This window comes from Microbacterium indicum DSM 19969 (assembly GCF_000422385.1).
Lineage (GTDB): Bacteria > Actinomycetota > Actinomycetes > Actinomycetales > Microbacteriaceae > Microbacterium > Microbacterium indicum.
In genome coordinates this window covers 215,496-234,043 of record NZ_AULR01000003.1, presented here as the reverse complement: position 1 = coordinate 234,043, position 18,548 = coordinate 215,496, and the positions used below count along the sequence as shown (strand labels likewise).

Here is an 18,548-nt window from a genome sequence, read left to right as displayed (position 1 = left end):
CGGGTGGGATCCGGCGTGGGAGGCGCCGGAGGCTTCAGCTGACGGGCTCGGCGCCCCTGTGCGCGACGGCCTCGGCGAACGCGCGCAGGCCGAGGGCGACGTCGGGCGCGCTGACGGCCTCGTCGGGGTGATGGCTGATCCCGTCGGGGTTGCGCAGGAAGAGCATGCCGACGGGGGTCACGGATCCGATCGTCATGCCGTCGTGCCCCGCGGGGCTGAAGAGCGTGACGGGCTCGGCGGATCCCTTCGGGAGCGTCGACCCGATGCCCTGCGCCATGACGTCCTGGAGGAGCGGGTCGCAGAACAGCGCGGGCGCCTGGTGCACCTCGCGGGCGCGCCAGCGCAGGTGCCGGCGCCCCATGATCTCGTCGAGGTCGCGGCTGATCCGCTGCCAGACGGCGTCGCGCTTCTCGTCGTACTCGCCGCGCAGATCGAGGCTGAACTTCGCCTCGCCCGGCACGACGTTGACGGCGCCGGGGAACGCCTCGAGCTGGCCGACGGTTCCGATGATGTGGTGCTCGGCCGAGCAGATCCGCTCGACGGCGAGCGCCGCCTCGCTCGCCCCGAGGAGGGCGTCGCGGCGCATGTCGTAGGGCGTTCCGCCCGCGTGGCGCGCCTCGCCCTCGACCGACAGCTGGAACCGGCGGGCCGACGCGATCGACGAGACGACGGCGAGCGGCTCGGAACGCCTGTCGAGCTCGGGCCCCTGCTCGATGTGGGCCTCGAGGTAGCCGACCAGCTGCTCGCTCGTGTGCGCCGCCTCGCCGATGCGGCCGGGGTCGAGGCCGAACTCGCGGTACGCCTCGCGCACCGTGATGCCGTCGGCGTCGGTCAGATCCCACCACGACTCGTCCCACTGTCCCGCGACGGCCGACGATCCGAGGAGCGCCTTGCCGAAGCGCGTGCCCTCCTCGTCGCTGAAGGCCGCGACCTCGATGCCGAACGGGAAGGGGCTGCGCCAGGATCCGAGCTCCGCGCCCGGGACGCGGAGCAGCCGCACGGTCTCGATCGCCATGAGCACGCCGAGGATCCCGTCGAAGCGGCCTGCGTCGATCACGGTGTCGAGGTGCGAGCCGAGCATGAGGACGGGTGCGTCCTTCTCAGCGGCGCGCAGGAGGCCCAGCTGGTTGCCCGCGGCGTCCATGCGGGTCGTCATGCCGACCTCGCGCATCCACTCGGCCGCGAGCCGGTTGACGCGCGCGTGCTCGGGCGAGAGGTAGACGCGGGTGATGGATCCGTCGTCGGCCGAGACGCGCGACAGCTCGTCGCAGCGCGCCATGATGCGCCGCGCCGCGGTCGCGAAGGCCTCGGGAGGGATCCCCGTGAGGCGCCCGGGTGCAGCGGCCGTCATACGGCGGCCCCGTACACGTCGAGGGCGCCCTCCACGCCGCCGCCCTGTGGGACCTTCGCGCCGAAGCGCCGCAGCACATGCTCGAGCGCCGCGAGGGTCGTGAGGACGGCGTCGCGGCGCGCGTTGTATCCCATCGTGCCGATGCGCCACACGCGCCCGTGCAGCGGCCCGAACGAGGTGCCGATCTCGATGCCGAAGTCGTCGAGCATGGCCTGGCGCGCGGCGTCGCCTGCGAGGCCCTCGGGGATCTCGACCGCGACGACGTTGTTCATCTTGTGCGCGACGTCGCCGAAGACGCCGAGGCCGAGGCCGCGCACGCCGGCCAGCATCGCGTCGCCCGCGAGCCGGTGGCGCGCGATCACGGCGTCGCGGCCCTCGTTCAGCAGCACCGCCGCCGCCTCGCGCGCGGCGTAGAGCATGCTCGTCGCCTCGGTGTGGTGGTTGAGGCGGCGCGGGCCCCAGTAATCGATGATCATGCCGAGGTCGAAGTAGTTCGTGCGGATGAAGTCGCTCGCCGACTCGTCGCCCTCCTCGCGGATCCCCGCCTCGACGCGCCCGCGCGAGCGGATCACCTCGACGGCTCGGTCGGAGAGGGTGATGGGGCTCGATCCGCTCGGCCCCCCGAGGCACTTCTGCAGGCCCGCCGTCGCGGCGTCGAGGCCCCACGCGTCGGCCTCGAAGTCGTTGCCGCCGAGCGACGCCGTCGCGTCGGAGTAGAAGAGCACGCCGTGCTTCTCGCAGATCGCCCCGATCTCGTCGAGCGGCTGGTTCATCGTCGTCGACGTGTCGCCCTGCACGAGGGCGAGCAGCGTCGGCCGGACGCGCACGATCGCCTCCTCGATCGCCGAGGCCGGCACGACCTGGCCCCACGGGACCTCGATCGTGTGGACCTCGGCGAGGGCGCGCTCGGCGATCTCGGCGAGCAGGTGCCCGAACCGCCCGAACACGGGGACGAGCACGCGCTCGCCCGGGCGCACGAGCGACGTGATCGCGGCCTCGATGCCCGCACGCGAGGTGCCGTCGACGAGGAAGGTCTGCTCGTTCTCCGTCGCCCACACCTGGCGATACAGCCGCTGCGTATCGGCCATCGCATCGGTCATGAAGGGGTCGTACTGCCCGACGAGGGGCGACGACATCGCGCGGAGCACGCTCGGGTACGCCGAGATCGGGCCGGGGCCCATGAGGAGGCGGGCGGGGGGATCGAGCGGGGCGATGGAGCTCATGCGCGGCTTTCGAGATCTGCGGCCAGGCTGCGGCCGAGGCGGACGAGGGCGATGTCGGTCTCGGCGCGCGACACGACGCACACCCCGACGGGGGCGGGGCGCAGCTGCGACGGGACGGTGAGGAGGGGGATCGAGAGCGCGGGCGCCCCCGCGACGGCGGCGGGGGTCGTCATGCGGAGCGTCGCGGTGCGGACGGCGTCGACCCGCGCGCCGTCGGCCGTGCGCATGGGCGCGGGGCCCGGCACGGTCGGGAAGATCAGCTGGGCGCCCGAGAGGAGCTGGCCGATGCGCTCGGCCAGCTCGGCGAGCTCGGCGCGGGCGCGCTTCTCGTCGTCGGCCGTGATCCGCGACGCGTCGCGGAAGCGGGCCTCGACGGCGGGACCGAGGGAACCCGGGTGCTCGCGCAGCCAGTCGCCGTTGTTGCGCCAGGCCTCGGCGCCCTGCACGATGCGGAAGGGCTCCTGATAGCCCGCGAGATCGCCGATGTCGACCGTCTCGGCCCCGAGCCCGTCGACGAGGCGCTCGAACGCATCGCGCGTCGCGGGCTCGGCCGCGTCGAGGATCTCGGACGGCACGAGGAAGCGGCCCGGCAGATCGACGCCGCCCTCGCCGAGCACGCGCTCGGTCGAGTCGGATCCGTCGTACGACAGGCACCAGTCGGCGACCCGCTGCAGGGTCTCGCCGTCGCGCGTCAGCCAGCCGACGGTGTCGAACGACTGCGCGAGCGGCAGGAGACCGGCCCGCGGCACGAGGCCGTGCGTCGTGCGCAGGCCCCAGAGCCCCTGGTACGAGGCGGGGACGCGGATGGATCCGGCGGTGTCGGTCGCGAGGCCGATGTCGGCCTGGCCCGTCGCGACGGCCGACGCGGGGCCCGAGGAGGATCCTCCGGGCAGCGCCCCGGGGACTGCACCGTTGGGCGGGGTCCCGTAGTGAGCGTTGTCGCCCGCGATCGAGTAGGCGAACTCGTCGGTGCGCGCGATGCCGCGCAGCGAGGCGCCGCCGCGCAGCAGGTCGCTGACGGCCGGCGCGCTGCGCGGCTCGGGCGCGACGGTGTCGACGTAGGTGGGATTGCCGGCGCCGATCCGGTATCCCTTGATCGCGAAGAGGTCCTTGACGGCGACGGTCATGCCCTCGAGCGGCCCGTCCCACGCACCCTGGAACAGGGGGTCGCCGACGGTGCGCCACATCGCGCGGTTGAACGCCTTCGGCCGGCCCGATACGTGGGCGGCGGCGATGCGCCAGCCGTCGTCGGTCAGGCGCCACAGCTGCGTCTGCAGGCCGCGCCCGCCGATGAGGAAGCGCGAGACGGCGACGACGTAGGCCGTGTCGTCGGTGATCGGACGGTACTCGATCCGCTCGATCTCGCGCGCCGCCACTCCCCCGCGCAGGCCGCGGAAGGCGCTGATCGCGTCGTGCCCGACGAGCAGGCCCGCCTCGTCGCCGCGCAGGGTGTCGGGGGCGTCGACGAACCAGCGGTCGAGCTCGTCGAGGTCGTTCGCGAGGATCGCCCGCTCGTAGCCGAGGATCGCCTCGAGGAGGTCGTCGGGGATCAGTTCGGATCCGGGGATCGGTTCGGTCATGAGAAGTCGGCCTCCCGGATGCGGGCGTGGACGCCGCAGGTGATGTCGACCACCTGCGAGATGTCGAAGTCGACCGCGGCCGACAGGTAGGCGTAGGCGAGGTGCTCGGCCATGCCGTAGCGCGCCTCGAGGAGGTCGAGCGCCGCGCGGACCGCCCGGCGCATCGCCTCGCCGAGATCGGGGTCGAGACCCGTCGGGACGAGGTACTCGGGGGTGCGCACGAGCGGACCGGCGACCTCGCCGAACTCGGCGCGCGCCTCGGCGGCCGGGATGACGTCGAAGGTCAGGGTCGCGCGCAGCGACGCCTCGAGCGCCGTGAGCGCGACCTCGCCGTCGCCCTGCGCGAAGTGCGGGTCGCCCACGTAGGCGAGCGCGCCCGCGACCTGCACGGGGAGGAAGAGCTGGGTCCCCTCCACGAGGAGCTTGATGTCGATGTTGCCGCCGAACGCCGCGGGCGGCACCGAGTGCGGCCGCTCGTCGGCGTCGGGTGCGACGCCCATGGTGCCGAGGAAGGGCGCGAGCGGGAAGGCCACGTCGCGCACGGATCCCTCCTGGCGCGGGAGCGTGCCGACGAGCTTCCCGCCCCGCTCCTCGACCGGCGCGAAGACGCTCACCGTGTCGCCCGATCGCGGCAGCACGCCCGGGAGCGCGCCCTTGCCGTGGCGGTTGCTGATCGCGCCGTACGGAACGCGCGGCTGCAGGCCGTCGACCGTGATCCGCAGGAGGTCGCCCGGCTCGGCGCCATCGACGAAGATCGGGCCCGTGACGACGTGCGGGCCGTCGGCCGCGGCGTCGCGCGGGCTCGTCGCGGCGATGGCCTTCGCGTCGTCGAGGACCTGCTCGGGCGCGACGCCGTGTCGGCCGAAGAAGGCGACGGGATCCTGGCCCTGATCGGGGAGGATCCCCTCGTGGCTGACCGTGTCGACGACGACCCGCTGACCCGACGCGATCGTCAGGACGGGCGCGTCGGCGCGCGACGGCAGGCGGCCCCAGAGGACGTTCGCGGGCTCGGCGCTCAGGTAGGCGACGCCCTCGGGCAGGCCCGATCCCGGCTGGAGGATTGGCAGGTCGGCGAGAACCGCGTCGCCCACGCCGAAGCGGTTCACCGGCCCAGCCCCGTGCCGTATTCGACGACGCCCTCGAGCTGCTCGTGGTCGGTCGGGAAGACCTCGCGGCCCGCGCGCTGCGTGAGCCCCGCGTCTGCGGAGAAGATGAGGGATCCGTGCAGGTACGTCGCGACGACGCGGCCCGCGAGCGGCTGGCCCACCCAGGCGGAGATCCTGTTGCGGTACGCGAGCTCGTCGGCGGCGAGGACGGCCTCGCCGTCGGGCTCGAAGACGACGAGGTGCGCGGGCGCCTCGCGCTCGATCTCGCCGCGCGCGAGGCGGACGATCGCGGCGGGGCCCGTCGTGAACGCCGGGAGGATCTCGGCGAGCTCGATACCGCGGCGGCGGGCCTCGCCCCACACGGCGCGGAGCCCCGTCTGGACGCCCGAGAGGCCGCCCCAGGCGACGCCGAGATCCGACTCGTTCTTGAGCTCGGCGGTCGCGGGCGAGTGGTCGCTGACGATCGCGTCGATCGTGCCGTCGAGCACGCCGGCCCACAGCGCGTCGCGGTCGTCGCCGCCGCGCACGGGCGGGCAGCACTTGAAGCGCCCCTCGCCGTCGGGAAGCTCGGCGGGGTCGAGCACGAGGTAGTGCGGGCAGGTCTCGATCGTGATCCGCACGCCGTCGGCCTTCGCGCGGCGCACGAGCTCGACGGCGCCGGCCGACGAGACGTGCACGATGTGCGCGCGGGCGCCCGTCTTCCGCGCCGCCTCGACGACGAGGCGCACGGCCTCGATCTCGCTCTCGGCGGGGCGCGACGCGACGAAGTCGGTGAACACGGGGCCGGACGACGGCCCGAGGAGGTGCTCGAGCTCGGCGTGCGCGATCAGCAGGCCGTCGCGCTCGGCGAGCTCGGCGAGGGCCTGCTCGAGCTGCGCCGCCGTGAGGTAGCCGAACTCGTCGATGCCGCTCGGGGCGAGGAAGCACTTGACGCCGACGACGCCCGCGTCGAGGAGGCCGCCGAGGGATCCGAGGTTCTCGGGGACGGCGCCGCCCCAGTAGGCGACGTCGACCGCGAGCTTGCCGGCGATCGCCGCGCGCTTCTCGGCGAGCGCCTCGGGGGTCGTCGTGACGGGCACGGAGTTGAGCGGCATCTCGACGACAGTCGTGACGCCGCCGGCCGCCGCGGCGGCGGACCCGGTCTCGAAGCCTTCCCAGTCGGTGCGGCCCGGCTCGTTGAAGTGCACGTGGCTGTCGACGAGACCGGGCAGGAGCGCCTGGCCCTCGTCGAGCACGACGTCGGCCGACGGATCGAAGCGCCCGATCCCGCTGATGCGGCCGCCCGAGATGCGCACGGTCGCCGGCCGGAACGAGCCGTTCACGAAGGTGCGGCGGGCCGCGATGGAGCTGGGGTTCTGCACGTCGGGGGTCACGGGTTCGAGGGTAATGCGATGGCCTGTCACGCGATCACCGGCGGGCGGCCATCGCCGTGACGTACAGCGCGCCGCCGAGCAGGGCGCCGATGATCCAGGCGAAGCCGCTGAGGAAGGCCAGCGCGGGGATCCACACCGCCGAGACCGAGAACACCGCGGCCACGAGCACCGCCACGACGGCGCGCACGTTCCAGCCCCCGCGGTACCAGTAGCGCCCGCGCGGATCCATCGAGTACAGGTCCGGCACGACGAGAGTGCGCTTCTGCACGATGTAGTAGTCGGCGACGAGGACGCCGTAGAGGGGCGCGAGGACCGCGCCGAGCGTGTCGACGAAGACCGGGAAGCCCACGCGGTCGATGGTCGACACCCACAGTGCGCCGATCACGAAGCCGATCGCGCCCGTGATCCACCCTCCCGTGCGGAAGCTGATGCGGTGCGGCGCGAGGTTCGACACGTCGAAGGCCGGGGGGATGAAGTTCGCGACGAGGTTGACGCCGACGGTCGCGACGACGAACACGATCGCGGCGAGGATCGAGAGTGCGACGGATCCCGTCAGGCCCACGATCTCGGCGGGGCTGTCGATGGGGTCGCCCTTTCCGCCCTGGAAAACGACGTAGGAGCCGGCCGTGATGAAGAGGGTCAGGAAGCTGAAGAGCGCGAGGCTCACGGGCAGGCCCAGGAAGTTCCCGAGCCGCATGGATCGCCGCGACCGCGCGAAGCGCGAGAAGTCGCCGTAGTTGATGACGACGGCGGAGAAGTACGCGATCATCGAGCCCACCACCCCGACGAAGGCACCGACCGCAGCCCAGCCGGTGACGTCGTTCGACGAGAAGATCGACGCGACGGCGGGCAGCATCTCGTCGCCCGCCGCGACCCAGATCATCACGAGCAGCGCGATCATCACGACGTAGACCGCAGGCCCCGCGAAGTTCAGGAAGCGCTCGATCCACGCGATGCCGCGGATGAAGAGCGCGAGCTGGAGCGCGACGACGAGCACGTAGGAGACCCAGTCGATCGCGTCCATGCCGAGGAAGAGCGGGAGATCCGGGGATCCGAATACGGCGTCGAGCGCGAGCGCGACCGCCTGCGAGGCGAAGTACGTCTGCGCGCCGTACCAGAAGATGGCGACGATGCCGCGGATCAGCGCCGGGAACTGGGCGCCCCGCACGCCCATCGCCGAGCGCGCCATGACGGCGTACGGGATGCCGTACTTCACGCTCGGCCGGCCCGTGAGGTCGACGAGGAAGTTGATGACGAAGCCCGCGAGGACGATCGCCGCGAAGACCCACCACCCGTTGATGCCGCTCGTGATGAACAGGCTCGCCGCGAGTGTGTAACCCGCGAGCGACTGCACGTCGTTGGTCCAGACGTTGAAGATCGAGGCCGCGCCCCAGCGGCGCCGCTCGCGCGGCAGCGGCGCGAGGTCGTCGTTGATGAGCAGCGGGCTCGTGTCGGAGCCCACCTCGGTGTCGAACTGGAATGCGGCGTCGGACCGGGAGGCGGTCGCGGGCTGCGAAACGGACATGGCGCTCTCCGTGCGTGCGGGGGAAGTGTCGCCCCACCCTAGAAGCGGGGTGTTTCGGCCGAGTTTCGCGGGGCGCGTCACGACGTGAGGTCGATCTCGGTGCCGACGCCGCGATCCCGCGCCGCGGCGACCAGGACGTCGGCGATCGCGAGGTCTTGCGCCCCGATCCCGACCGAGTCGAAGAGTGTGATCTCCTCGTCGCTCGACCGGCCGGGCGCGGCCCCGACGATCGCCTGCCCGACCGAGCCCGCGACGTCGGAGAGGGCGACGGATCCCTCGGCGATCGCGAGCAGGAGATCGCCCGACTTGGTCTCGGCCGTCGCGAGGTCGTCGACCCAGATCGGGCCGCGCGCCATGGTCGCGGCGTCGACCTCGCGCTCCGTCGGACGCGGCCGCGCGCCGACGATGTTCACGTGCTGGCCGGGGCGCAGCCACTCGCCGCGCACGATCGGCTCGACCGACGGCGTCAGGGTGCACACGACGTCGGCGGCGGCGAACACCGAGGCGACGTCGGCGACGGCCTCCGCCGGGGCGCCGAGGTCCTCCGCCGCGAGCGCCTCGGCCCGCTCCCGCGTGCGCGACCAGACGACGACCCGGTCGAACGCGCGCACCTCCCGCAGCTGCAGGATGTGCTCGCGGGCGAGGTTGCCCGCGCCGACGAGGCCGAGCACGCGCGAGTCCTCGCGGGCGAGCGCCCGGGTCGCGACGGCACTCGCCGCCGCGGTGCGCACGCGCGTGGGCACGCCGCCGTGCAGGATCGCCCGCACGCCGCCGTCGACGCGGTCGACGAGCGCGATGACCGATCGCTGCGTCGGCAGCCCGCGCGCCGCGTTGTCCGGAACGTCGGCGAGCAGCTTGACGGCCGCGGAGCCCGAGCTGTCGGAGAGCGCCGACATGAGGACGTAGCGGCCCGTCGCCGCGGCCGTCGCCATCGAGGTCGGGGCGGGCTGATCCGCCTCGCCCCGCGCGATCTCGGCGAAGACGTTCGCGACGGCCTCGATCGTCGCGCGGCGGTCGACGAGTCCCTCGAGCTCGGACGCGGTGAGGATCAGCGTCACGCGGCGGCCCCCGCGAGGGCGAGCCCGTCGGCGACGACGGCGCCGCGGAAGAGCACGGTGCGGTCGGCGCCGCGGTCCATGACGGCCGCCGCCACGGTGTCGCCGGGCACGAGGACGAGGTCGGCGGGGTCGCCCGAGGCGAGCCCCGGCCGGTCGTCCGCTCCCGCGAGCGCGGGCGCGGATCCGAACACCGACCTGCCGCCCATCGTCGCGACGGCCGCGACGTGCTCGATGTCGCGATCGTGGCGGAAGCCGTTGGTGAAGGCCATCTGCCACGCGCGGTCGAGCATGTCGCAGTTCCCGTAGGGCGACCAGTAGTCGCGCTGGCCGTCCTCGCCGAGGCCGAGGCGGATCCCGTACTCGGCGAGGAGAAGCGTCGGGAGCGGGGTCGGCGGCGCGACGGTCGCCATCGCGATGTCGAGCTCGCGGAACTGCTCGAGGAGCGCCCGCAGCTCGCCCTCGGGCAGCCGGCCGAGACCGTACCCGTGGGAGACCGTGACGCGGCCGCGCATGTCGAGGGCGCGCGTGCGCTCGACGATCAGCTCGGCCGAGAAGCGCGCGAGCTGGTCGGGCTCGTGCAGGTGGATGTCGATCTGCGCTCCGTGCTTCTCGGCGAGGCCGAACACGATGTCGAGGTGGCGCACGGGGTCTCGGTCGAGGGCGCACGGATCGATGCCGCCGACGACGTCGGCGCCGTTCGCCATCGCGCGGTCGAGGACCTCCGCCGACCCGTCCTCCCGCAGCAGCCCCGCCTGCGGGAACGCCATGATCTGGACCTCGGCGCGGCCCGCGTGGGTCTCCTTCGCGGCGAGGACCGCGTCGAGCTTCTCGAGCCCCGCATCGACGTCGACCTGCGCGTAGGTGCGCACCGTCGTCGTGCCGCGGGCGATCATCCGTCCGAGCGTCTCGGTCGTGCGCCACGCCAGCGACTCCTCGGCGCCGCGCCAGTTGTCCCGGTCGTTGAGCATCATGTTCCAGACCCCGGGCGACCCCGTGTGCGGGCGGAACGGAAGCCCGATGCGGGTCGAGTCGAGGTGCACGTGCACGTCGCTGAACGAGGGCAGGAGGATCCGACCGCGCCCCCCGACCCGGGCGCCGGGCTCGCCGGATCCGGCGGGCAGGATCCGATCGATCCGGTCTCCGTCGAGGACGACGTCGGAGGGTGCTCCGCCCCAGGGGCGGACGTCGGCGAGGATCGTCTGGCTCATCATTCGCTCGTCTCGGTGAAGTCGTAGAGGCCGTCGGCGCGCGGCGTGAAGTCGAGCGCCGGCGCGGCCGCGAAGCTGTTCATGGGCACGTACAGCGGAACGAAGTATCCCTCGTCGTTGCTGTACTGCAGCAGCTCGGCGAACGCCGCCTCGCGATCGTCGCCGACGACTCCGCGCTGCTCGATCGCGAGCTCCTCGGTCTTCGGATCCTGCGCGTAGTTGTTCTCGCCGGCCGGCTCGTAGAGCGACGTGAGCGGCAGGTCGCCGTCGAGCGTGGACGGCGCCCACGTGTTCAGGTAGATGCCGCCGAACTCCTTGTTCTTCACCTTGAGGGTGTGGCTCGCCTGGTCGGCGCCGTTCATCTCGACGGAGATGCCGACGTCCTGCAGATAGCCCTGGATCGTCTGCGCGACCTCGGAGGACAGGGGGATGCGCCCGTCGGTCGCGTAGTCGAACGGGATCGCCTCGCCCGCGTACCCGGCCTCGGCCAGCAGCTCCTTCGCCCGCTCGGGGTCGTAGCCCGCGTCGGTGACGTCGTCCGAGGATCCCTCGACCGCGGGGGCGAGCATCGAGGACGCCGGCTCCGCGAGCCCCATGAGCAGGTTGTCGGTGATGGCCTGCTTGTCGATCGCGAGCGACACCGCCTCCCGCACCCGCTGGTCCGCGAGGACACCGCTCGTCGAGTTGACGCCGAGGAAGACGACGCCGTTCGAGAGACCGGACGAGACCTGCGCCTGGCCGCTCGCGTCGACGCTCTCCACCTGGGTCGGGCCGATCTGGGCGACGTCGAGGCTGCCCGAGAGCACGCCGTTGGCGCGCGACTCGTCCGACGTCACGGGCTGGAAGGTGATCTCGTCGTATGCCGGCGCGTCGCCCCAGTAGTCGTCGTTCCGCTTCAGGTCGTACCCGACGCCGCGCTGGATGCTGTCGAAGACGTAGGGGCCGGATCCGACGGGTGCGGCCGCGAACGCGTCGGCGCCCATCTCCTGGTAGGTGTCGGCAGGGACGATGGAGATCAGCGAGGTGTTGCGCGGGAACGCCGAGAACGGCGCGTTCAGGTGGAAGCGCACCGTGAGGTCGTCGATCTTCTCGACCGAGTCGACGGCGCTCAGGTACGCGTAGTTCTCGCCCGTGGGGTCGGCGAGGATCGTCTCGTAGGTGAACACGACGTCGTCGGCCGTGATGGCCTCGCCGTTGCTCGCGGTGACGTCGGGGGCGAGCGCAAAGTCCCATTCGGTCACGTCGTCGTTCGCGGTCCACGACTGCGCGAGCCCGGGCTCGAGCTCGCCGTCGGCCGAGATCGACGTCAGCTGGTCGAAGGTGTGGAAGAAGACCGACAGGACGACGAGGGCGCCGGCCTTGATCGGGTCCATCGAGGTCGGGTCGGTCGCGAGCGCGGCCGTGATCGAGGTCGGGGCGGCCTCGCCTCCGGCGGCTGCGTCGTCGGCGAAGCCGCCCGCGCAGCCCGCGAGGGCGAGGGTTCCCGCGGCGAGCGCGGATCCTGCCGCGAGGACGCGGCGTCTGGTCGTGGTCATGGTCATGCCTTTCGATGAGGTGCGTTCGGGACGGTGCGTGGATCGGGATCAGAGCGCATCGGGGATGCGGGGCACGGCGTCGAGGAGGACGCGCGTGTACGGGTGCCGCGGAGCGGAGAAGACCTCGGCGGCGGGTGCCTCCTCGACGACGCGGCCCTCCTGCATGACGACGACCCGGTCGGCGACATTGCGGACGACGCCGAGATCGTGCGAGATGAAGAGGTAGCCGAGCGCGTGACGGCGCTGCAGATCGTCGAGGAGCTCGAGCACCTGGGCCTGGATCGAGACGTCGAGCGCCGACACCGGCTCGTCGAGGATCAGGAGCTTCGGCCGGAGGGCGAGTGCACGCGCGATGCCCACGCGCTGGCGCTGACCGCCCGACAGCTCGCCGGGCAGACGCGAAGCGAAGGCCGCGTCGAGCCCGACGTCGGCGAGCAGGTCCTCGACCCGGTCCCGGCGGTACGAGCGGCGGATCCTGAGCGGCTCGGCGACGATCTCTCCCACCGTGAGCCGGGGATCGAGCGCAGAATACGGGTCCTGGAAGACGAGCTGGGCGCCCTCGCGCTGGGCGGCGCTGCGCGCCGCGAGCGACGCCGGGACCTCCTCGTCGCCCAGCCGCACGACGCCGGACGTCGCGCGCTGGATCCCGAGGATCGCGCGGGCGAGCGACGACTTCCCGCACCCGGATTCTCCGACGATCGCCACGGTCTCCCCCGGCCGCACCTGCACCGAGACGTCGTCGACGGCGCGCACGGGCTCCTGCCCGGGCACGGCGTACTCGACGACGATGTTCTGGGCGTCCAGCGCGAGGGCGCCGGCCCCCTCGGCCGACGGGCGCGAGGGCTCGATCGCCTCGGGCCGCGCGGCGAGCAGGTGCCGCGTGTAGGGATGCTCCGGCCCGCGCAGCAGGCCGAGCGTGGGCCCCGTCTCGACGACCCGGCCCGCGTTCATCACCGCGATCCGGTCGGTGTGCTCGGCGACGAGACCGAGGTCGTGCGTGATGAGGACGAGGGCGCTCCCCGTCCGCTCGCGCACCTCGTCGATGAGGCCCATGACCTGCGCCTGGACCGTGACGTCGAGCGCCGTCGTCGGCTCGTCGGCGATGAGCAGAAGCGGGTCGTGGGCGATCGCCATCGCGATCATGGCGCGCTGCCGCATGCCGCCCGACCACTGGTGCGGCCGGGTCGCCGCGCGCTCGGCCGCGTCGCGGATCCCGACCGAGCGGAGCAGCTCGACGGCGCGCTCCCGCGCCCGCCTGCGCGACAGGTCGGGCCGGTGCACCCGCACGGCCGTCGCGACCTGGGCGCCGACCGACCGCAGCGGGTTGAGCGACGACATCGGGTCCTGGAACACCATCGCGGCCGTGCGCCCGCGGATCCCCCGCATCGCACGCTCGTCGTGCCCCGTGATCTCGACGCCGTCGAGGCGGATGGATCCGGACGCCCGGCGCACGCCGGCGGGCAGCAGTCCCATCGAGGAGAGCACGGTGAGGCTCTTGCCCGAACCCGACTCCCCCACGACGCCGAGGGCTTCGCCGGGCGCGACGTCGAGCGAGACGCCGTGCACGAGCTCGACGGGCTCGTCCGCCGTCGTCTCGACGACGAGATCCGTGATGCTGAGAACGCTCATCGCATTCCTCCCCGGCGCAGGAGGACGCCGCGGCCCTCGGAGGTGAACTGCTGGCTGAGGAGCTGCGCGCCCGCGACGGCCAGGAACATGACGGCCCCGGGGAGGATCGCGATCCACGGATCCGTCCCGAGATAGCGCTGGCCGTCGAAGATCATGCCTCCCCAGCTGGGGATCGGCGGCTGCACTCCGAGGCCGAGGAACTCGAGCGACGACTCGAGCAGGACGATCGTCGAGATGTCGGTCACGGCGATGATGAGGGTGTGCGGCCACACGTTCGGCACGATGTGGCGCACGAGGACCCACGTCGTGTCGGCGCCCTGCGTGAGCGGGGAGATCACGAAGTCCTGTCGGCGCAGCGAGGCCGCGATCCCGCGCGTCACGCGGGCGTATCCGACCCACCAGGTCAGGCCGAGGACCGCGACCGTGAGCCCCGCGCTCGGGCGCAGGACCGCGCAGATCGCGATGAGCAGCAGGACGACCGGCATCGCGAGCATGACGTTGCTCACGACGCCGACGACGGCCTCGACGCGGCCGCCGAAGTATCCCGAGAGGATCCCGACGGCCGTCCCGATCAGGGCGTTCAGGCAGACGATCGCGAGCGTGATGCCCGCCGTGACGCTCGTCGCGAGCGACAGGCGGTCGAGCATGTCGCGCCCGAGCGCGTCGGTGCCGAGCGGGTGCGCGGGGTCGGCGAACGGGGCGAGGAGCGCCGAAGGCAGGTCCTGTCCGAGCGGGTCGAAGCCGGGGAGCAGGGGCGGGATCGCGGCGAGCGCGACGGCTCCGGCGAGCATCGCGATCCCGGCGACAGCGGCCGGTCGGAGGCGGCGGCGCGCGGCGACGGCCGCACGCGGCGCGAGTGTCTGGGAGGTCATGCGGAGGCCGTCCTCGGGTCGATGCGCGCGACGATCACGTCGACCGCGGTGTTCACGACGATGAACATGAGCGCGACGAAGAGCAGGCCCGTCTGGACGATCGGGAAGTCGCGCTGGCTCACCGCCTCGGTCAGCAGCTGCCCCAGGCCGGGCCAGGCGAAGACGACCTCGACGACGACGGTGCCGCCGAGGAGGCCCCCGAGGTTGAGGCCCGCCATGCCGAGCACGGGGAGGATCGCGTTCGGCAGCATCTGGGCGACGAGGATCGCCGACCGCCGCTGCCCCTGCGCGAATGCCGTGCGCACGTAGTCGAGACCGGCCTCGGAGCTCAGCGACGCGTCGAGCAGCCGCAGGTACATCACGAACTGCCCCGTTGTGAGGGTGAGCACCGGGAGCACGAGGCTCTCGGGGCTCGTCCGGCCGAGGGACGGGAGGACCCCGAGGAGCACCGAGAAGACGAGGACGAGCAGGAGGCCGAAGAAGAAGTCGGGGATCGACTGGCGGACGGCTCCGAGCGCGTTCGCGACGGCGCGGAGGGCACGGCTGCCCGTCAGCTGGATCAGCAGGGCGACGACGAGCGCGAGCGCGAAGCCGAAGACGAACGACCAGATGGCGAGCTCGAAGGTCGCGGGGATCCGTTCGAGGACGAGCCCGATGGCCGGGACCCGCTGTCGGTAGGAGTCGCCGAAGTCGCCCGTCACGAGGCCGCCGAGATACGAGAGGTACTGGACGACGAGCGGGCGGTCGAAGCCGAGGGATGCGTTGAGCGCGGCGATGTCGTCGGCCGACGCGCTGTCGGGGAGCAGCAGCGCGCCGGGCTCGCCGGTGGCGCGCCCGAGCACGAAGGCGATCGTCACGACGAGGAACACCGTGACGAGCGCCAGGCCGAGCCTGCGGAGGAGGAAGACGATCACGGGAAGCGACGTTAGGGGCGCGCTTCCCCCGATCCGGGCCGCGTAATCCACTCGTCACAGAAGCCTTACGTCGCCGTCACTTTGGCATACCAAATGTCGTGCTTTGTTTCGATTGCCCCTCTCTTCGGCCGCATTTGGCATGCCAACTCGGTGATCCGGCGCACCCACCTGAGAGGATGTGACCATGACACCCGACTCCGACGAGGGCATGCCCACGCGCATCGCGCATCACCTGCGCGAGCAGATCATCACGGGCGAGATCGCGATGGGCGAGCGACTGGGCGAGCGCGAGATCGCTGCCCAGCTGGGGGTGTCGCGGATCCCGGTCCGCGAGGCGCTCCCGATCCTCGAGGCCGAGGGCTTCATCGAGTCGCGACCGCGGCGCGGGTCCGTCGTGCACACCTTCACGCTCACCGACGCGCGCGAGGTCTTCGACCTGCGTCGCCAGCTCGAGCCGCTCGCCGCCGGATTCGCGGCCGATCGGGCCGCGGCAGGGGCCGACACGAGCCCGCTCGTCCGGGCGCTCGAGACGGCGCACGTCGACGCCGGCGACACCCCGCCCTCGACCCGCAACTCCGACCTGCACGACGAGATCCTCATCGTGTCGGGCCACGCGCTGCTGCGGCGGATGTCGAGCCTCATGAGCGGGCGCGTCAGGTGGCTGTTCCGGCTGACCCCCGAGCGCGACACCCCGGGCATGTGGCGCGAGCACAAGGACCTCGTCGACGCGATCGTCGCCGGTCGCCGCGACCTCGCGATGATGCTCGCCTCGGCGCACGTGGAGCGCGCCGCCGTCGAGTCGCTGCCACTGCTGGCCGACCGGCTGCCCGCCGAGGCGCCGGCACCGCGACGCCGCCGCCCGGCACAACGACGGCAGGACTGACCCGCGGCCCCCGATCGGGGTTCCTCCGGCAGGTTGCGGCGAGATCTGCCGTGCTCCTGCGCGGGGCAGGCCAGGCAGATGGCCCGGCGCGGGCCGGCGGGGCCCGAGCCGGCCGCGGGGCGTCGCCCACCCCGGGCTCCGCCGACCGCCGCGCACGACTACGGCAGAACCGACCCGCAGCCCCCGATTCGGGGCCCTACGGCAGATCCCGGCGAATTCTGCCGTAGTCCTGCCCCGCGGGCGGCCCGCAACGGGGCCGAAATGCGGCGCCGTTACTCTGGCGGGGTGCAGCTGAGCGAGTTCCACGGCCTGCCGCCCGAAGAGGCGCGCGCGGTCGTGACGGTATGGGCCGACGTGCCCGCCTGGGTGTCGCGGATCGTCGACGCCCGCCCCTTCCCCTCCGTCGAGGCGGTGACGGACCTCGCGGCGGATGCCGCCCGGGAGTGGAGCGAGGCGGATCTCGACGCCGCCCTCGCGCAGCACCCGCGGATCGGCGCCCGCGTGGCCGAGACCTCTGCCGAGGCCGACCACTCCCGCCGCGAGCAGGCCGCGATGGCCTCGGCGTCGGGCGACGTCGCCGCGCGCATGGCCGCCGGCAACGCCGCCTACGAGGAGCGCTTCGGCCGCGTCTTCCTGATCCGCGCCGCGGGCCGCTCCCCCGAGGAGATGCTCGCCGAGCTCGAGCGGCGCCTCGAGAACGACCCCTCCGACGAGTGGCGCGAGGCGGCGGCCCAGCTCGCCGAGATCGCCCTCCTCCGCATCTCCCAGACCCTGGAGGACTGATGCCCCACCTCACGACCCACGTCCTCGACGCCGCGTCCGGGACGCCGGCCCCTGGGATCCGCCTCGCCCTCACGACGGCCGCGGGCGAACCCGTCGCCGAGGGCACGACCGACGCCGACGGCCGCGCGGGCCTCGGCCCCGACGAGCTCGCGCCCGGCGACTACACGCTCCGCTTCGAGACGGGCGACCACTTCGCGGCGAAGCGGGTCGAGGCGTTCTACCCGTTCGTCACCGTGACGTTCACGGTCGCCGACCGACGGCACTACCACGTGCCGATCCTGCTCAGCCCGTTCGCCTACTCCACCTACCGGGGGTCGTGACATGAAGGTCATCATCATCGGCGCCGGCGTCGGCGGCACGAGCGCCGCGATCGCCCTCCAGCGCCTCGGCCACGAGGTCGTCGTCTACGACCGGATCCGCGAGAACAAGCCCGTCGGCGCGGCTCTGTCGCTCTGGTCGAACGGCATCAAGGTCCTCAACTGGCTGGGCCTCGAGCGCGAGGTCGCGGATCTCGGCGGCCGCATGGACTCCATGGCTTACTTCGAGGGCCTCACGGGCGAGACCATGACCGAGTTCAGCCTCGCCCCCATCACCGAGAAGACGGGCCAGCGCCCCTACCCCGTCGCGCGGGCCGACCTGCAGCAGCTGCTCATGGACCGCGTCGGCGAGGGATCCATCCGCCTCGGCATGAAGGCCGTGTCGGTCGACCAGGACGACGACGCCGCGACCGTCACCTTCGAGGACGGATCCACCGACTCGGCCGACATCGTGATCGGGGCCGACGGCGCGCGGTCGATCGTGCGCGACTACGTCGTGGGCGAGACCTTCGAGCGCAGCTACCGCGGCTACGTCAACTACAACGGCCTCGTCCCCGCGAACGCCGCGTTCGGCCCCGCCGACCAGTGGACGACCTACGTCGCCGCGGGCAAGCGCTTCGCCGCGATGCCCGTCGCGGGCGACCGGTTCTACTTCTTCGCCGACGTCCCCGGACCCTCGGGCGAGGAGCCGGAGTCGAAGCACGGCGCCCTGCGCGAGGCGTTCGCGGGATGGGCGCCGGGCGTCGCGTCGATCATCGACTCGATCGACCCTGACGCGTCGCTCAACCGCGTCGAGATCTGGGATCTGGATCCCTTCACCACCTGGGTCCGCGGCCGCGTCGCGATCCTCGGCGACGCCGCCCACAACACGGCGCCCGACGTGGGCCAGGGCGCGTGCTCGGCGCTCGAGGACTCGTTCGTCCTCGGCCTGCTCTTCTCGATGACGACCCTCAGCCCGCAGGACACGCTGAAGCGCTACGAGCGCGCCCGCGCCGAGCGCGCCGGCGACCTCGTCGAGCGCGGCCGCGCCCGCGCGCACGAGACGCACGCGTTCGATCCCGAATACACGGAGGGCTGGTACGCGGGCCTCCGCGGCGCCGACGGATCGCGGATCATCAAGGGCATCGTCGGCAACATCCTCGAGAGCCCGACGGGCCTGTCGGCCGACCTCCCGTGACGCCGAAAGGACAT

Annotated in this window: 16 protein-coding genes; 4 read left to right on the top strand and 12 right to left on the bottom strand. The window is 72.7% G+C overall.

The window, feature by feature from the left end; genetic code table 11:
• Positions 1–34: 34 nt before the first annotated feature.
• The 12 genes from H576_RS0106180 to H576_RS14570 form a co-directional block, all read right to left on the bottom strand.
• The gene (locus H576_RS0106180; RefSeq protein WP_029150219.1) at positions 35–1,351 is read right to left on the bottom strand and encodes an allantoate amidohydrolase; all 1,317 of its coding nucleotides are present in this window, start codon (positions 1,349–1,351) and stop codon (positions 35–37) included.
• Entirely contained in the window at positions 1,348–2,574 is a 1,227-nt protein-coding gene (locus H576_RS0106175; protein ID WP_029150218.1) for a pyridoxal-phosphate-dependent aminotransferase family protein, read from the bottom strand. The genes H576_RS0106180 and H576_RS0106175 overlap by 4 nt, the downstream gene beginning before the upstream one ends.
• Entirely contained in the window at positions 2,571–4,154 is a 1,584-nt protein-coding gene (locus H576_RS0106170; RefSeq protein ID WP_036319507.1) for an AtzH-like domain-containing protein, read from the bottom strand. The genes H576_RS0106175 and H576_RS0106170 overlap by 4 nt, the downstream gene beginning before the upstream one ends.
• Positions 4,151–5,260, bottom strand: a complete 1,110-nt coding sequence (locus tag H576_RS0106165) for an acetamidase/formamidase family protein (RefSeq protein ID WP_245559121.1) — start codon at positions 5,258–5,260, stop codon at positions 4,151–4,153. Before H576_RS0106165 ends, H576_RS0106170 begins: the two co-directional genes overlap by 4 nt.
• Complete coding sequence (gene allB / locus H576_RS14580; protein ID WP_245559120.1) at positions 5,257–6,633, bottom strand: allantoinase AllB; 1,377 nt, start codon at positions 6,631–6,633, stop codon at positions 5,257–5,259. The genes H576_RS0106165 and allB overlap by 4 nt, the downstream gene beginning before the upstream one ends.
• Before the next feature lie 34 nt (positions 6,634–6,667).
• Complete coding sequence (locus H576_RS0106155; RefSeq protein ID WP_036319505.1) at positions 6,668–8,158, bottom strand: NCS1 family nucleobase:cation symporter-1; 1,491 nt, start codon at positions 8,156–8,158, stop codon at positions 6,668–6,670.
• A 77-nt stretch (positions 8,159–8,235) separates the two neighbouring features.
• Positions 8,236–9,216, bottom strand: coding sequence for an ornithine cyclodeaminase family protein (locus H576_RS0106150; protein WP_029150214.1), 981 nt, complete (start codon positions 9,214–9,216; stop codon positions 8,236–8,238).
• A complete protein-coding gene (locus H576_RS0106145) occupies positions 9,213–10,424 on the bottom strand; it encodes an amidohydrolase family protein (protein WP_036319503.1) in 1,212 nt (403 codons plus the stop codon). Before H576_RS0106145 ends, H576_RS0106150 begins: the two co-directional genes overlap by 4 nt.
• Positions 10,424–11,959 carry an ABC transporter substrate-binding protein gene (locus H576_RS0106140; protein ID WP_169564312.1) on the bottom strand — a complete coding sequence of 512 codons (1,536 nt, stop codon included), beginning with the start codon at positions 11,957–11,959 and terminating at the stop codon, positions 10,424–10,426. The genes H576_RS0106145 and H576_RS0106140 overlap by 1 nt, the downstream gene beginning before the upstream one ends.
• A 48-nt stretch (positions 11,960–12,007) precedes the next feature.
• Positions 12,008–13,588, bottom strand: a complete 1,581-nt coding sequence (locus tag H576_RS0106135; RefSeq protein WP_029150211.1) for a dipeptide ABC transporter ATP-binding protein — start codon at positions 13,586–13,588, stop codon at positions 12,008–12,010.
• Positions 13,585–14,460: an ABC transporter permease gene (locus tag H576_RS14575; protein WP_051172260.1), complete on the bottom strand. Its 876-nt coding sequence runs from the start codon at positions 14,458–14,460 to the stop codon at positions 13,585–13,587. Before H576_RS14575 ends, H576_RS0106135 begins: the two co-directional genes overlap by 4 nt.
• Positions 14,457–15,374: an ABC transporter permease gene (locus H576_RS14570; RefSeq protein WP_036319500.1), complete on the bottom strand. Its 918-nt coding sequence runs from the start codon at positions 15,372–15,374 to the stop codon at positions 14,457–14,459. Before H576_RS14570 ends, H576_RS14575 begins: the two co-directional genes overlap by 4 nt.
• Positions 15,375–15,558: 184 nt before the next feature.
• Here H576_RS14570 and H576_RS14565 point away from each other — a divergent pair, with 184 nt between their 5' ends.
• The 4 genes from H576_RS14565 (at position 15,559) to hpxO (ending at position 18,534) form a co-directional block, all read left to right on the top strand.
• Positions 15,559–16,257, top strand: a complete 699-nt coding sequence (locus tag H576_RS14565) for a GntR family transcriptional regulator (protein WP_051172258.1) — start codon at positions 15,559–15,561, stop codon at positions 16,255–16,257.
• A gap of 285 nt (positions 16,258–16,542) precedes the next feature.
• A complete protein-coding gene (uraD, locus tag H576_RS0106115; RefSeq protein WP_029150210.1) occupies positions 16,543–17,040 on the top strand; it encodes a 2-oxo-4-hydroxy-4-carboxy-5-ureidoimidazoline decarboxylase in 498 nt (165 codons plus the stop codon).
• A complete protein-coding gene (gene uraH / locus H576_RS0106110; RefSeq protein ID WP_029150209.1) occupies positions 17,040–17,360 on the top strand; it encodes a hydroxyisourate hydrolase in 321 nt (106 codons plus the stop codon). Before uraD ends, uraH begins: the two co-directional genes overlap by 1 nt.
• A gap of 1 nt (position 17,361) precedes the next feature.
• The gene (hpxO, locus tag H576_RS0106105; RefSeq protein WP_029150208.1) at positions 17,362–18,534 is read left to right on the top strand and encodes an FAD-dependent urate hydroxylase HpxO; all 1,173 of its coding nucleotides are present in this window, start codon (positions 17,362–17,364) and stop codon (positions 18,532–18,534) included.
• The last annotated feature ends 14 nt before the right edge of the window (positions 18,535–18,548 follow it).

Coding starts and splice junctions, on each gene's coding strand:
- H576_RS0106180 (WP_029150219.1), bottom strand. CDS start 1,351: ATGACGGCCGCTGCACCCGGGCGCCTCACGGGGATCCCTCCCGAGGCC.
- H576_RS0106175 (WP_029150218.1), bottom strand. CDS start 2,574: ATGAGCTCCATCGCCCCGCTCGATCCCCCCGCCCGCCTCCTCATGGGC.
- H576_RS0106170 (WP_036319507.1), bottom strand. CDS start 4,154: ATGACCGAACCGATCCCCGGATCCGAACTGATCCCCGACGACCTCCTC.
- H576_RS0106155 (WP_036319505.1), bottom strand. CDS start 8,158: ATGTCCGTTTCGCAGCCCGCGACCGCCTCCCGGTCCGACGCCGCATTC.
- H576_RS0106145 (WP_036319503.1), bottom strand. CDS start 10,424: ATGAGCCAGACGATCCTCGCCGACGTCCGCCCCTGGGGCGGAGCACCC.
- H576_RS0106140 (WP_169564312.1), bottom strand. CDS start 11,959: ATGACCACGACCAGACGCCGCGTCCTCGCGGCAGGATCCGCGCTCGCC.
- H576_RS0106135 (WP_029150211.1), bottom strand. CDS start 13,588: ATGAGCGTTCTCAGCATCACGGATCTCGTCGTCGAGACGACGGCGGAC.
- H576_RS14575 (WP_051172260.1), bottom strand. CDS start 14,460: ATGACCTCCCAGACACTCGCGCCGCGTGCGGCCGTCGCCGCGCGCCGC.
- H576_RS14565 (WP_051172258.1), top strand. CDS start 15,559: ATGACACCCGACTCCGACGAGGGCATGCCCACGCGCATCGCGCATCAC.
- uraH (WP_029150209.1), top strand. CDS start 17,040: ATGCCCCACCTCACGACCCACGTCCTCGACGCCGCGTCCGGGACGCCG.
- hpxO (WP_029150208.1), top strand. CDS start 17,362: ATGAAGGTCATCATCATCGGCGCCGGCGTCGGCGGCACGAGCGCCGCG.